This window comes from Criblamydia sequanensis CRIB-18 (assembly GCF_000750955.1).
GTDB lineage: Bacteria > Chlamydiota > Chlamydiia > Chlamydiales > Criblamydiaceae > Criblamydia > Criblamydia sequanensis.
The window spans coordinates 111,643-126,266 of record NZ_CCEJ010000007.1 but is presented as its reverse complement, the minus strand read 5'-3'; the positions used below and the strand labels follow the sequence as shown (position 1 = coordinate 126,266).

The following is a 14,624-nucleotide window of genomic DNA, read 5'->3' as shown; positions in this document are numbered from 1 at the left end:
AGAAGAGTTTATGCAAGATTCCTATACTGAACGAGCCTGGAAACGTTATCGAAAACATACTCTCGGAATGATTGGTTTATCGGTTTTTATACTTTTCTTTTTTGTCGGGACCTACGCTCCATTTTTTGCATCAAGTCTTCCGATTGCAATAAAATATGATGGCCAATGGTATTTTCCTCTTTTTCGCCATCTTTTTTTTCCGGGCTTCTACACGAAAGCGATCGATCTTTTTTTTAACTTGCTGATGTTTACACTTCCCCTATCTCTCCTTTCTTTCTTTTTGTTTAAAAAGCACACAAAGCTAAGATTTTTGGCTATTTTAATACTTGGCTTTGTACAACTCATCCTTTTTCTTTTTATCTTTAATAATGCCGTAAGCGATCCCGCAAGCGATAAAGAACTTTCAATCAAGAAAAAACAAGCTTTTGATAAACATTTGGACCAAGATTGGAATTTTGAATTGGCTTATATGAACGACTATAAGAAACTTTTACTTGTCCTCGCTGAATATTTAAGTGAAAAAAGACAAAACGATTTAGAAGTTTATAAGCCTGCCTATTTTGCAATTATAAAAAAGCAGCAAATGGATAGCGTTAGTTCCTTAAAAAAAGACATAGAAAAAAGCTTTCCCTCTATTTGGGAGCAAACAAAACAACAAGTTGAAAAACTAAAGCGCGATTATCTAAAAATTTTAGAAAATAAAAAAAATGGACCGCTTGGCGAACAGGCAAATATACAACTAAAGTACTTAACCGGCCGAGAAAGATGGCTAAGACAAGAGAAAGAAAAAATATCCTTTATTCTCATGCCTCTTTTCTCAACTTTTCATTGGGAAGATAATGCAGGAGGCAATCAATATTTAAACCAAATCATCCACTGGACAAAACTTACCCGCATCAATCGAAAGGATCTCCTCTCAGCTCTTATTTTCGGGATTCGTGTTTCTTTAGTGGTTGGGGTATCAGCTGCTATTTTATCTTTAATCATAGGAATACCTATAGGAGGCCTTGCAGGTTATTTCGGCGGTAAATTTGATATAGTGGTAAGCCGCCTTATTGAAGTTTGGGAAGCTATGCCTGCCTTTTTTATGCTTCTAATGATTGTGGCCATCTTGCAAAGTAAATCTATTTTTTTAATTATTTTAGTCATCGGTTTTTTTGGCTGGACGAGCATAAGCCGCTATATTAGAGCCGAATTTTTTAAACAAAGAAACCTGTCCTATGTGGAAGCCTGTAAAGTGATCGGGCTTTCTAATTCGAGAATCATTTTTTCCCATATTCTGCCGAATGCCATCCCCCCGGTGCTTACGCTTCTCCCTTTTGCTGTCATGGGGGCTATTACAAGCGAGGCCGGTCTTTCATTTCTCGGGCTTGGGGAGGAAGGCTCCTCTTCTTGGGGAGTTCTTATGGACGAGGGTAGGTCCGCGTTTCCGGGAGAAAGCTATCTTTTGTGGCCTCCAGCCATTCTTTTGACCATTTTATTGATTTCAATTGCGCTTATTGGAGATGCCCTTAGAGATACGCTTGACCCTAAGCTTCTTCGATAAATTCCCCTTTTTTTAAGGAAGTATTTAAGAAAAAGGGCTTCTAATTCTTAAGGTATTCAGCTTCCTTTTTAAAAAGTTCCCCTGCGGACAACATCATTATCTATCCCTGGAAAAGCAGAGCCTTGAGGCAATAATTGGAATTTCTTTTCTCACTTTTCATATTACAGACCCTTTGGGTTGCTGAAAACACCTTAAAATTACAGGTCTCGACCTTGGGCTTTTCTCTGAGGGGCTTTTTTACGGAAGGACGAAGATTGATTTCCCTGTGACGTCGATAATTTTAGGCCTTTAGCTCTCTTAAACTTATTCGGGCGTTAATTAAAATCCAACTTGTCCGCTAAATCCTAGCGCAAGTTGAGTTAGACAATTGAGATGGCTAACCTAATGCCGAAGCCAAGGGTTCCTCCCTTAGCAAGGCGTTAGATGCGTCAGATCAGTTGTCTAATTCAGCTTGTGCTACAACGCCTGTTTAATAGAAAATGAGATAATAAAAATCACTTGTTTCAGCAAGAAGCCTTCTTTAGTAACTGCATGTATTTTTCTTGGAAACATGCTTACTATTTGACTAAAAGTGGTTTCTATTCTTACATTCAGGCAAACCTCAACAGGCATACTATCAATAAGATACTATACACTTTCATTTTTGTTGCAGAATACTTTACTAACCGCAAGGAAAATAGATGGCCATACAGAAATATCAATCTCATGTAGGCGTCGGTTTAAACGACTTTCACTTAACCTATTTGGAATATCTCCATCGTGCTTTAAAATTAATCTTTTTCTAGAAAGATTTTCATTGAAGAATAGAGCAGAGACAATAGTCACGGCTAATATTTCTCTCTGAGGTCATGCAACATTGCTTATCATCTCTTAATCCGAAAGCAGAAAGAAAATCGTCACAAATGCAATAGATGCAAATAATTTTGACGTGCATAAAAATCTTTTAGTAAAAAAAGACACTATGCACAAAATATCACACAAGCCTCTCACTTGCCAATGCTCATGCGTGATTTAGGGGCAATTTGGGTTTAAAGATGCCTTTAAACATATTCCTGAAAGTTTATTTGACAGATTATTAGTCTTCTTTTTTAGGCAAATATTTAAGAAGAATGGCTTCCAAATCTTGAGCTCTTAAGGGTTTGCTTATAAAACCATTCATCCCGGAAGCTAAGTATTTTTCTCGATCCCCGGGAAAAGCATTTGCCGTGAGAGCTATGATGGGAATATCTTTCTTCTCACTTTTCATGTCACGGATCATTTGGGTTGCCGCAACACCGTCAGTTACAGGCATTTGTATATCCATAAAAATAAGATCATAGTCATAGTTTTGCAAGAGGTCAAGAGCCACTTTACCGTTTTCTGCGATGTCGACACTGCAACCCATCATTTCAAGCATTTCTTTAACAACTTCCGCATTTAAGGAATAGTCCTCAACGACAAGAATGGATGCATCAAACTTTGTTGTAATTTTTTTTATCATAATTACTACCCTGCTACCGTACCTTCCGGTCTACTCTTTCTTATATTAAACTTCTAGATTTTGTTGTTTTTTTTTAACGATTTCTCTTAGCAGCTGTTTAAATTCGTCAGGAAACACAGGGATCGAGATAAAATGATATAAGTCATTTATTCCCACTTGTTTATTAAAAGAACCGTTTAATAATATTATTCCAAGGCCCGCAGTTTCTTTTCCACAATCCATAATTTCGGGCGACTCTACGATTAAAAAGTCAGGCATCGCTTCATGGACGGCCTTTGATTTCAATTTAGCTAAAAGCTCTTCTAAAGTTTGAAAAGCTTCAAACTCCACATTCCAAAAGCTCAAGTATTTAGCAATAGAATCAGCAAGGAATGGATTTTTGATTCCAAGATAACCTCTTAATTTGAAAAAATCCATGCCGGAAAGTTGATCTAAAGGATCTTCAAGGGAAGGTTGAAGGGGAATTTCAAATAAAAAACGCGATCCCTTTCCTTCCTTACTTGTAAAATCGATCTCGCCATTCATTTTTTTAATCAATTTTTTGCAAATGGCAAGTCCAAGGCCTGTGCCGCCAAACCTTCTTGTGGTGGAAATGTCGGCTTGCATGAAGATGGTAAAAATTCTTTTTTGCGCTTCTTCGGGGATGCCAATTCCAGTATCGACGACTTCAAAATGAATGATATGATCATCATCTTGTTTTCTTGAAAGATGGACCTTTAAAGTGATGCTTCCTTTTTCTGTAAATTTGATGGCATTTCCGACAAGGTTCGTAATCACTTGGCGAAGCCTCACCGCATCAAAGATATAAAGCCTTAAAAGCTTAGGATCAAAAAAAACATTAAAAGATAAGTTCTTTGATAGGGCTTTTGGTAAAAATAAGAAAACAACCTCTTTAATAAGCATAATCAAAGACTCCTCTTTCTTATCGAGCCTTATGCCGCCAGCTTCTATTTTAGAGAGGTCTAAAATATCATTAACAAGGCTTAAGAGAATCTCGGAAGACTGATAGACAGCGTTCGCATACCGTTTTTGCTTATCGTTTAAATCTGAATTCAAAAGTAATTCGGCCATGCCCATAATACCATTTAAGGGGGTTCTAATTTCATGGCTCATATTGGCTAAAAAATTGCTTTTGGCTTGATTGGCGAAAAGAGCTTGATCTTTGGCAAGGAGAAGCTCCTCATTACTTATTTGGAGCTCTTTTAAAGAAGCCTCGAGCATTAACTCCCTTTCTTTCAGTATTTCTTCCGCTTGCTTTCGATCATTTTCATTCAATAAATCCTCATACATGATGATAAAAGATTGCACCGCCGGGATTAAAAGCTGCATGGTTTCAATCTTGAACTCATTGCAGTTGCTTGCAAGACAAACTACCCCAAAAAGCTCATCTTTTTTTATAAGAGGCATAATAAGAATACTTTGAAATATTTTTTTTTCATTCTCTCTATAGGTTTTGAGCAGCGTTTTCTTATCAAGGGTTGCTTTTTCAATCTCTTTCTTTAATTCAGCATAAGGTGTTGAAAGAACACTTTCTTCACTAAAAAGAGGTTCAAATAAAGACCAATTGGACTTTGGAAAAGCGGCAAATAACTTAAGCTCTCCCTTTGAATTTTTTAAAGCTGCTAGAGCTAAAACGCTTTTTGTAATGGCTGCTATATCGCTTAAAAGTTGATCAAAGATCTCTTTAGTATTTTCCAAAGAGCGCTCTTTAATAAATTGGGATAAAGCAAGGGCAACAGAATCAAGTAAAATATTGCTGACATGGTAGCTTTCCTCTATCTCCTTATGCCTTGTAATATCTTTAAAAAGGCCATAATAGAGGATTTTTTCATTTGGAAAGACAATCGTGCTAAGGTGGATCTCTAAAGGTAAAAGCGAATTGTCTTCTTTTTTGTAAATCGTTTCTAAAGAAATACTGTTGTTGGAAGAGAAAAAACGTTCATAGGGAGGTGTAAATTCGGGAAAAAAGTCGCTCAGTTTTTTATTCGTTAAGTTTTTAATACCTAAGATTTTCTGTCCGCTTGAATTGATGAATTTGATATCCCCCCGAACATTGAAAGTGATGATCCCTTCACTTGCAAGATCTAGAATGGCTAAAAGTTCATCTTCCTTGTATTTAGAATACATTTTTTATCAACCCTGAAACCTCTTCCTAACTATTCAATGCTGTCCTTATAGTTCACAGCCTCATTTGTCGTAATGAAGGTATGATAGGGAAGGATCCTAACAAACTCTTCGAGTAAAATCGCACTATAAACAAACGTTAATATACAGGATAGGCAATAGCCTATTCCATAATAGGGAAATCCAAGCTTTAAGGTGATCAAGGTGAATAAGACATTTGATGTAAAAAACAAAAGGGAAATGTCCAACACCTTTCTATTTTCAAAATAAGAATTTGTGATAATTAAAAAAAGGCTTAAAATTTGAAAGGAAGCCCCAATGACTCCAAATCGGAAAATACTAAGTTGTATATAGTTAATTGAAAATAGCACAAAAATCTTTGGAGCAAATAAAATGACAATCGCTGCTATTCCAAATTGCATGATCATCAGATTGCGGCCATGATAGTGAATGCTGCCCATGAGCTTTTCTTGATTTTCACGGATTTTACTGTAGTTGGCATTATTTAAAATATCTTTATAATATTTAATATATCTTTCATAGAAAGCTGTTTCCTGACTGATTAAAAACATAGCAAGAGAAGGGATGACAGTGAGGTAGGCAATAAACATGGCATTGTCATAGTTTGTATAAACCCAAAAACCGGAAGGGAGCCTTTCAGCTTCCGGAGCTGTCCATAAAATCCATTTATCCACCCAAATAGCCAAGGTGTAAAAAGTCCCTGAGAGAGCAAGTTTTATATGCTTTTTAAAAAATGAAAAAAAATTTTTTGGAGGGATATAACATTTAGGGTATTCGACCAAAAGAAGCGCTATTAATGAAGCAACCACTATTAAAAGTCCAAAATTAAAACCCATGAGCATCCCTGTAGACCCATACGAATTCGCAAACAGGAAAGCAAAAATGACCCCGATTGCCATCCCTCCAATGAAAGAAAAAGAAACACCTTTATAAGTTTTTAAGGTTGAAATAAATACAGTCGAAAGCCAGATAAAAAGACATAGATAAAAATTGAAAACCGCTAAAATTCGATTAATTAGAGTCAAATCAGTATAAAAGCCATAAAACCAAACGACAATTGGCAATACCAGGATAGCGTTAAGTATGAGGACTTTAAAAAACATCGCGGGGACGGATCTTAAATCCCTGAGGTAAATGTGATCCGCTATGTACCTTGTTGCGATAACAGTTAATGTCGCGCTAAAAACAAGGCTAAAGCAGAAATTATATAAAACTATGGCTCGAAAAACCTCTTGGCCTCCTGACAAATGAAGCGTTCTAGTTAGAAGATAAATAGTGCCGAGCGCGATAACTGTTGAAATCCAAGGGGCCGAAGAGGCTAAGATTCCGTGAAAATAAGCGTAAGCCATTCCCGAAAGAGAGTCTTTTTTTGCTAGCTTTCGAAGTATAAAACCAATGCCCGCCATTGAACGGTCCTTTTTATTGCCTAAAGGCTTCTATCTTTTAATTCGGAATAAAGTTTCCGGTAAAGAGCTTCTTGATCTTGAATTTGGTAATATTTGGCAACTCGATTTTTTATAGCCTCGCTTGCAGCTTTATACATGCTTTCAGAAGAAAGCAACTCATAGATGCCGTTAGCAATTGATTCCGGGTTTGCAAGTTTGCAAATGACTCCCCCGGCGCCAAGTTTTGGGGATTCATCGCTTCTTCCAAAAATAAGCTCCCGGCAAGCGCCTACATCTGTTGCCACACAGGGTATTCCAATTGAGCCCGCTTCTAATATGACAAGAGGCTGGGCTTCGCTTATGCTTGTAAGCACCAAAAGATCAATCTTTCCAAGATATTCTTTTAAATCAACTTTTCCGGTTATCCTTATGGTATCTTCAAGGTGTAATTTTTCTATAAGTTCCAAACAATCTTGATAATAATCAGGCTCTTCATCTGTCGGTCCCATTATGAATGCCTGAATATCCGGAATTTTCATTTTTACAAGCAAAACAGCCCGTATAAAGCTTTTTACATCCTTAATAGAAACGACCCTGCCAATAAAAGCGATCGTTTTTGGGTGATCTACGCTTCTTTCTATTCCTTTAAATTTATCGATTTCAACTCCGTTAGGTATGGTCATCAGTTTATATAGGTCCGCCCCATCTTTGATTTGAAACTCCTTATTTCCTTCAAAAAGTGTGACAATGACATCGGCAGCTTCATAGCATAATTTGGAATAGCCGGTAAACATATCGCTCCAATAATCCTTTAAATCGCGATCCCCTAAAGAAACATCGAGGTTTAAATCCATTCCCTTGCTGTTTTCCAACCATTCAGCGGAAGCAATTTCAATCTTACGTTCATTCGTATAAATCCCATGCTCTGTCACAATGCATGGGTTTCCGGTCTCTACTTTTGCCCTTGCTAAAAAAAGGCCCGCAAACCCTGTGCAAAGCGCATGATAAACTTTTGCTTGCGCCATTGGGTATAGCAAAACCGAATAAAATCCGCCGAGAAGACACCAATAAGACCAAAAAAAATTAATAAAGCTGCCTTCTCCTAAGGTAGAAAGATACATCCGAACAAGCATTTGCCACGATTCTTGAGATCTGAAAAGCAAATCCCTGCCGATTTTTCCTTCATACTCATTTAAGCTATGAATGATTTTCGAGAAGGAGTCGAGATTCGGGCTATGCTGAAGATTAAGAAGAGGCACCTCTAATGATTCAAATAATCTTTTCCGTAATTTCGGATTAAGGGTTTCCCCTTCCGGCAAATTTTGCAAAAAGATGTTTTCAATGGAGAGGACGTTTTTTGGAATCTCGTATTTGATAATAGGATCAAAATTAGAAGGTAAAAGAGAGACTATTTTAAAATTGAGATCGTGATGCCTTTGAATCAAATGGTGTGTCCAGGTCGATAAGCCTCCTGTGACATAAGGGTAGGCCCCTTCCAAAATTAAACAAACATCAGCAACAGAGGTTGGCTTCATTAGGAGCCCCTCAAATATAATTTCTCTTTAGGTATGCCATTTTTCCAAAGCATGATTTCATCAACTAAAATATCATGCGTTGCGCCATCCCCTTTAATTTTTATATTATTTTCCTTTATAATCCTTCGAATTTCTTGATATTGCTTATTTTGAAACAAAGCCCTAAAAAGTCCTTTTAGAGCTTCGTCATCCACAAAACCATGCTTATCTTTTAAATTATAAAGATAAAAAATGGCCTTTGGAAGCTGATTACCGCTCAAGTAAAGCCTTCCAAGAGAAAAGCTAATCTCTTTATCGTCAGGATATTCTTTCTCTAATTTTTCAAAGATAGCTATGGCTTTGGCTCTTAACTTTTCACGTCTATCCCTATCAATAAGATCAAGCTCTGAAAGAGATTCTAAAAGATTGGCATATTTAAACTGTAAATCCACATCGTTTGGATTTTGTAAAACCTCATCTTCAAGTTTTTTTAAATGTTCACTATATTGGTTATCAATTCTTGCAACAGCTGTGGCAGCTAAAATTCTAACGGAGGAAGCTTTATCCGACAGGGCTTGAAGCAAAGGTTTTGTAAACTCTTTTCTAAAGTATTTTAAAACTCTTTCAATGGCTATTTTTTTTTGAGACTCTGTTCCATAGCGCATGACTTCTTCATAAGAATAAGGGATTTTATCGGGATCATACACATCAAGACCAAATCGTATTCTTTCATAGACCCGAAAAGCGTTTTCATCTTCCGGATCCTCAGGAAAAAATTCCTCTATGGTTTTTTCTAAAGGCTCTACTCGTCTTAAATAAAATGAAGACAGTAAGCTTGTTGCCATGAAAAGAAAAGCGCCGAATGGCCCGAGAAAAAAAACAAAAGCTAAATTCATTATGGGGTATCGAAGGTCAAAATCCAATTTTTCGTAAATAAAATAGACGGAAAGACAAATAAGAGAGAGAAAAATGTGGAAGAAGAAAAAATTGTGAGCCGAAAGCTTATTCCCGTAAAGAAGAAAAAGAGCATAGGATTCAGTAAAAAAAATAATCAGGCTTAATAAAAAAATAGTGAACCGATGCTCTTTTTTACGTATGTAATTAGATTTATAAACCATATTTCAAATTCTTTTTAAATGCGATAGCAGCTATTTTCGAACTGAAAGTGTTTCAAGTAATTATCATGAAGTAAATGTTCTTCAATAATCTCAGCTTTGATATGCGCTTCATTTAAGCTTATTCCGGGTGCTAAAATGTGATAATTTCTTTCAGTCTTATCCCCGGAAAAAATATAAACCGGCGTATCAAAGGCTTTCTCAACAATACTTTTAAAAGCGCTTTCTCCCATTTCTATGTTTTCCAAAGGAATACGCTTTCCCTTTTGGTTGCTAAAAGAAAGTATGGCTGTATCTATCCCTTTTTTTGTTTTTAGCTCCCAAAAAATTTCCGTCAGAATTTTAAAAAAGGAGTAGGAATATAGAACGTTGCTTGAAGAAAACAAGCTCTTGGAAAGGATATTTTTATACTTTTTTGCATTGGCATAAGCCATGCTAATAAGAAGGGAGAGATTTTTTATCGCTTCAATTGTCAGCATATTTAAATCAATAAAATCCATTTCTTCAATTTTTATCATTCCAAAAACTTTTAAGGTTTTAGGATCAATCAAAGGTACAGCCAAAACACCTTCTTTCTGCAAATATTTTTCATCTTCTTCGTTGATAATCGATAAGATGCGCTGATTTCCCGCCACTTCTTTAAATATCGAATGTTCATTTGAAATTCTAAGAAGAAAAGAATCCTTTTTATCCCAGCCTTTTGAATCTACAATTTCAAAGCCATACTCTCCAAGAATATAAACAGAAAATTTTTTTGCTCTAATGGCCGAATCAATGATTTCAACTAATTTAATCATAATTTGAGCGGTGCTTAAACTTTCAATGCCTTGGATAGCTTCATAGGTTTTAATAGCTGTATTAGTTTCACCGACAAGATAGGCTTCCAAATTTTCTTTTGACGCTTTTAAAAGATTGAATTCTTCCGCTACTACATTTTCTCTTCTTTTAGCATCGCTTAATTCTTGAGCGAGTCTTTCATTTTCAAATTCAAAACGCATCCGGAGCTCGCCTAAAACAAAAGCACTGATAAACCAAAGAAGAGGCATTTTAACAAGATAATATTGGTATTCAAATAAGCTTTGCTGGGCAGCTTGTTCCGGAATATTGTTAAAGTAAAGGCATAGCGTGGAAAGAGCTGTGGCAAAAAGGCCTTCAAGTGTCCCATACTGAACTGAAATTAAAACGATAAGGATGGTAAAAGGATGCGGGTTTATAGATAAAAATCGATTTCCTTCTCCAAAGTATTTATCAAAGAGTAAAGCTATGGTAAGAAAAACGAGAATTTCAATAAAGGCAGCAAACCTTACACCGAAAATTTTTTTAGGTGTTTTTTGTGGAAGCATTTCCTCTGAAAAACTTCTTATTTGATTTGTTTCATTAATGGAGGCCATAATCTTCACTTAAATAAATTTGGATCCGAGAATATAAAGTATATTAAAAAGATTTTAATTTCGAAATTTACTAGTTATTTACGATGAAAATATACTTTTCAAGTCAATAATAATATCTTAGGAAAAAATTCAAACTGTGAACTGTTTGCGTTGTCTTTTCACTGCTTGTAGCGTAACGATATTCAGCCCGATAATTCCAGCCTCTTCTTTTACAGTATTCAAGTGCGCCTCCAAACGTTGGAACTACGTGCTTGACAACAGCCATCCTATCAAAGGTAAACCCTCCATAAAGCTCCATTAAAAGACAATTGGGAAACCTCTTATACATAAAAGCATAAAAAGTATGTTCTTCGCGGCTATCTAAAGGAAGAGGCCTATAAGTTTCACCTTCATCATTTATTTTTTTTGTCTCATCTATTTTTTGTTCTTTATCCAATTGATAAACGAGGTTAACTTGGGAATCCTTTCCAAGACAGCAAGCGAAAGGTGCGATATCCGGCACCCTATAGCTTAAAAAGCCTTCTGCTATCCAAGAACTTGCAGCATCATATAAACCCTTCAAGTTATAGCGGTTCACTCCCAGCCTTAAAACCCCTTCCAATTGATTTGTAAATCGATGGTAGCCTTCAACATAAACATCATCTTTTGAACCGAATTGGGCCGTTGATTCTACAAACTCCCAAGAAGGCCTATTCCATTCAAATCCAAAGGTAAGCCGATCGATGTACCAAAGTCTTTTGTATTCACCCCCAACGCCCATAACCCCGGCTTCCCCAAGAAAGAAGCGAGCTCTTAAATCAAGACCTGTGTAGACATGTTTTTCAAGCCAAAATTCTCCTCTATTTCGGATAACATCAATCGAGACGTTTTCGCCTTCCATATCGGTAAAGTCATCATCAGATAAATGATCCGATTCTAAAATCGTCCCCCACCTTAAGTAAGGGTTGATGTCATAAATTCCGATAAATCTGGTAAACCTTTCTAGTTGATCATTGCCGGTTAACCGATATTCATAATTTAAGCCATAAAAAGGGGACCAATCAAATAAAATTAAGTCTCTTGCCCGATAGAAAGCGCTGCTATAAGGCCGCACACTCAAAGCATCATTAATTAACCAAGCGGCTTCGCGAACATGGCCGCCTACAAAATAAAGATCGGCAAGCATAGCCAAGATATCAGGATCGCAAGGGTATTCCAGATTCAAGCTATTCAAAAGTGAAATAGCCCGTTGGATTTTATTCGTCTCTTTATAGAGCCTAACCCATGAAAGGTAATAAAATTTCTTTGAATTCTGATCCTCGTCCCCTTCTTGATTTTCAGAGGGATGATAGCGAAGCAAAATACGGTAGGCCGCCCTAAAATCCCGCCGATCCATTTGCAGATTTGCATAATCGGAATAAATGCTGACTTGATTTTTATATTTGCAAAGCAAGTTTTCAAATAATTCAAAAGCTTGATTTCTTAATCCGACTCTTGCAAGAGATATCCCTCTGATAACTCCAACGGATACTTCTGAAGCTTCTTTTTCAGGAAGGCGATTGATTTCTTCAAGCGCGAGGTGATAAAAAGAGAGAGCTTGGCAAAAATACTCTTCCCTCCATAACAATTCACCGTAAGTATAATAAATTAGATAATCCGCCCCGAACAAATCAATAAAATCATTCAAATAGCATTTAGCAAGACAGTTGTTTCCAAGAAAAAAGCTGACAAGCGCTAAGCCCTTAATGACTTCTCTATTTCGAGGATCTATCGTGAAGGCTTTTTCAAAAACCATTTCTGCAAGTTCATTTAAATTAGCGTAATGAGCCGCCCATGCTAACTTAATCAGTTTTTCTAATCGATTCTCTGAAAGGATAAGTTTAAAAACCGCTTCTCTAATTAGATCAGAACGATGCAAAAGAAGAGCGGCTTCTAAATACGCCTCTCTAATATCATCATCTGTTTCAATTTCTTCAATATCGGCAAGTTTTAAAACTTCTTTCGGGTATTTGGAATCCAAAAGCAGCTTTAGCCATTTTCCCTTTTCTTTATAATGGGTTTCTTTTAACTGCCTCAAGACCCACTTTACCTGTTTGGAACTTAACTTCTCGCCCCATAGGTAAAGCAGCATTTGCACATCTTGATCGCTATAACTTTTATTTTTGGACAATTTTAAAAAAATGGGAAGGGCATCTTTTCGATAGCCAATGTCTTCTAATAAAAAGGCATACTCCCTTAATTCATTTTCAGAGAGCTTCTGAAATCTGATTTGCTTGATAATCTCGGCATGAAGAAGGGGGTATAAAGTTTTATCCTCTTTTGAAGCTAAATAAAGAGCTTCAAAATAAGCTTTATCTACCGGATACCCCATGGCTTGAAGTTTTCCAAATAATTTAAACGCTTCTTCATTTCGATGATTTAGAAGAAGGGCTACAGCATAAAACTTCTCGCTCTCAAAACCGGGAGATTCTTTCATAAGCTCTTCGCCCATAAAAAGAAGAAAGGGGAGATCTTCATTTCTAAAGGCGACATCGAAGATATCTTTTAAAACTTGAGGGCTTTCCCCTTCGTGTTTATTTAAAAAATCTTCAACTTCCTTCGTATGATGAGATGAGGCTGCAAGCAAAAGCCACGCATAATCATCAGCGTCAATTTCTTCGCTTGGCTTTCTTACAGCTTCGAGTTTCTTTAACCCCTCGTCTGAAAGGCCTAAATTTGAATAAAGAGCTGCGAGAGTGTATAAACTTGCGGCATCAATTGCCTCAAAGCTTTCTATACTTGAAATGATCTCTTTGGCAAGCTCGCTATAACCTTTTAGATTTGCAATTTCGGCAAGAGACACCTTTTCCTTATCTCTAAAATTTTCAATATTATATAAACTCAAAAAAAAAGTTTCTTCTTCAAGGGTTGCAACTCTTGTAACGAGCGCTATTGCAAATTGCGCCGCTTTATTTCCATTCCAATCCCCTCTTTTTAAAGAGTCTTGTAAAAGATGAAGAAGCTCTTCATCTTGTGTTCTTATGGCTCTAAGAGCTATTGAAAAGGCAGCGTCTGAATTCAGCTCTTCAATGACTTTATCTTCTATTAAACTTCTAAAAAAGGCATCATCCGGCTCATAATCTGAAGCGAGGGTTATAAAATCAGGGGTTAGTTTTGGCCAAAGAGTATGATTAAGCCAATCTGATTTTAGCAATGCGTAAGCTTTTTCTCTTTCTCCGATTTGCAAAAGCAAACCGATTCTAGTGGCGGAAATTACAGGTAAATTTTTATCTTTTTCCGGCGCCAAATCTAAAATTTCAAGAGCTTCAAAATAATTTCCCCGGCTTGCTAAAAGACTTGAAAATTTTAATACCGTATTCGGGTTGTTATTTTTATAAAGAAAATTTCTTGCTAGGGATAAGCTGATATTAATCTCTCCATAATCTGCAAAAAGACCTATTAGATAAGAGACAGTGTCATCTGACATTTCTTTGAGCGGGTACTCATAGAGAAGTTTTTGGGCAATCAAAATCGCTTTATCCAACTCTTCGTCTGATGCATAAAGATAGGATAGTTCTTGATACTCCCGACTGGTTGCGGCGCCTTTTTCGATTAGCTCATTTAAGGCCTTGATGCGAGCTTGTCTTTGACCTAATTGAGAGTAAAGCTCTTCCCTTTGCCTTAAAATTTTCACATCCGGATTAAATTTATAAATCGCCTCAAGGTTAAGCAAATAATCATAGGGCCTATTGGTATCAAGGTATAAAGTCCCTAAATATTCTCTTGCTTGTTTGTCATTCGGGTGGGTTTCTACATACTCTTCAAGAATCCTAATTGCCTTTTCATCCTGGGCATAGTTTAAAGAAAGCCAAACCAAAGGCATAAGAACAGATAGGGAGCGGTCTCCGCTTTGATATAAATCCTTAAAATGTTCGTACGCTTCCCCATAACGTTTGTCGTAATAGTACATCAAGGATTCTTCTTTTTTTGAGGGGATAAAAAAGAAAGAGAGGACGATGGCGGCTATAGCAATTGCTAGAACAAGAATGTAAAAAGCCTGTTTTCCCATTAGGTGTGTAAAAGCCCAGCC

Annotated in this window: 8 protein-coding genes and 1 pseudogene; 1 reads left to right on the top strand and 8 read right to left on the bottom strand. The window is 36.6% G+C overall.

The genetic code is table 11. The features are described 5' to 3' along the window. The first annotated feature begins 10 nt into the window (after positions 1 to 10). The gene (locus CSEC_RS07635) at positions 11 to 1,546 is read left to right on the top strand and encodes an ABC transporter permease (protein WP_041017860.1); all 1,536 of its coding nucleotides are present in this window, start codon (positions 11 to 13) and stop codon (positions 1,544 to 1,546) included. 456 nt (positions 1,547 to 2,002) lie between these two features. Here CSEC_RS07635 and CSEC_RS13530 read toward each other — a convergent pair. The 8 genes and pseudogenes from CSEC_RS13530 to CSEC_RS07600 all read right to left on the bottom strand — a co-directional run. After that, positions 2,003 to 2,128: pseudogene (locus CSEC_RS13530) on the bottom strand (IS982 family transposase); the annotation flags it as partial. 493 nt (positions 2,129 to 2,621) lie between these two features. Then, positions 2,622 to 3,026: a response regulator gene (locus CSEC_RS07630; RefSeq protein ID WP_041017859.1), complete on the bottom strand. Its 405-nt coding sequence runs from the start codon at positions 3,024 to 3,026 to the stop codon at positions 2,622 to 2,624. A gap of 45 nt (positions 3,027 to 3,071) precedes the next feature. Then, positions 3,072 to 5,153: an ATP-binding protein gene (locus CSEC_RS12760; RefSeq protein WP_053331893.1), complete on the bottom strand. Its 2,082-nt coding sequence runs from the start codon at positions 5,151 to 5,153 to the stop codon at positions 3,072 to 3,074. A 29-nt stretch (positions 5,154 to 5,182) separates the two neighbouring features. Then, the gene (gene pelG / locus CSEC_RS07620; protein WP_041017858.1) at positions 5,183 to 6,577 is read right to left on the bottom strand and encodes an exopolysaccharide Pel transporter PelG; all 1,395 of its coding nucleotides are present in this window, start codon (positions 6,575 to 6,577) and stop codon (positions 5,183 to 5,185) included. A 20-nt stretch (positions 6,578 to 6,597) separates the two neighbouring features. Then, the gene (pelF, locus tag CSEC_RS07615; protein WP_041017857.1) at positions 6,598 to 8,091 is read right to left on the bottom strand and encodes a GT4 family glycosyltransferase PelF; all 1,494 of its coding nucleotides are present in this window, start codon (positions 8,089 to 8,091) and stop codon (positions 6,598 to 6,600) included. After that, positions 8,091 to 9,188 (bottom strand): tetratricopeptide repeat protein, encoded by a 1,098-nt coding sequence (locus tag CSEC_RS07610; protein WP_041017856.1) that lies wholly within the window; start codon positions 9,186 to 9,188, stop codon positions 8,091 to 8,093. The genes pelF and CSEC_RS07610 overlap by 1 nt, the downstream gene beginning before the upstream one ends. A gap of 14 nt (positions 9,189 to 9,202) precedes the next feature. Then, positions 9,203 to 10,576, bottom strand: coding sequence for a GAF domain-containing protein (locus tag CSEC_RS07605; RefSeq protein ID WP_041017855.1), 1,374 nt, complete (start codon positions 10,574 to 10,576; stop codon positions 9,203 to 9,205). Between the two features lie 103 nt (positions 10,577 to 10,679). Further along, positions 10,680 to 14,603, bottom strand: a complete 3,924-nt coding sequence (locus tag CSEC_RS07600) for a tetratricopeptide repeat protein (RefSeq protein ID WP_041017854.1) — start codon at positions 14,601 to 14,603, stop codon at positions 10,680 to 10,682. Positions 14,604 to 14,624: the final 21 nt, after the last annotated feature.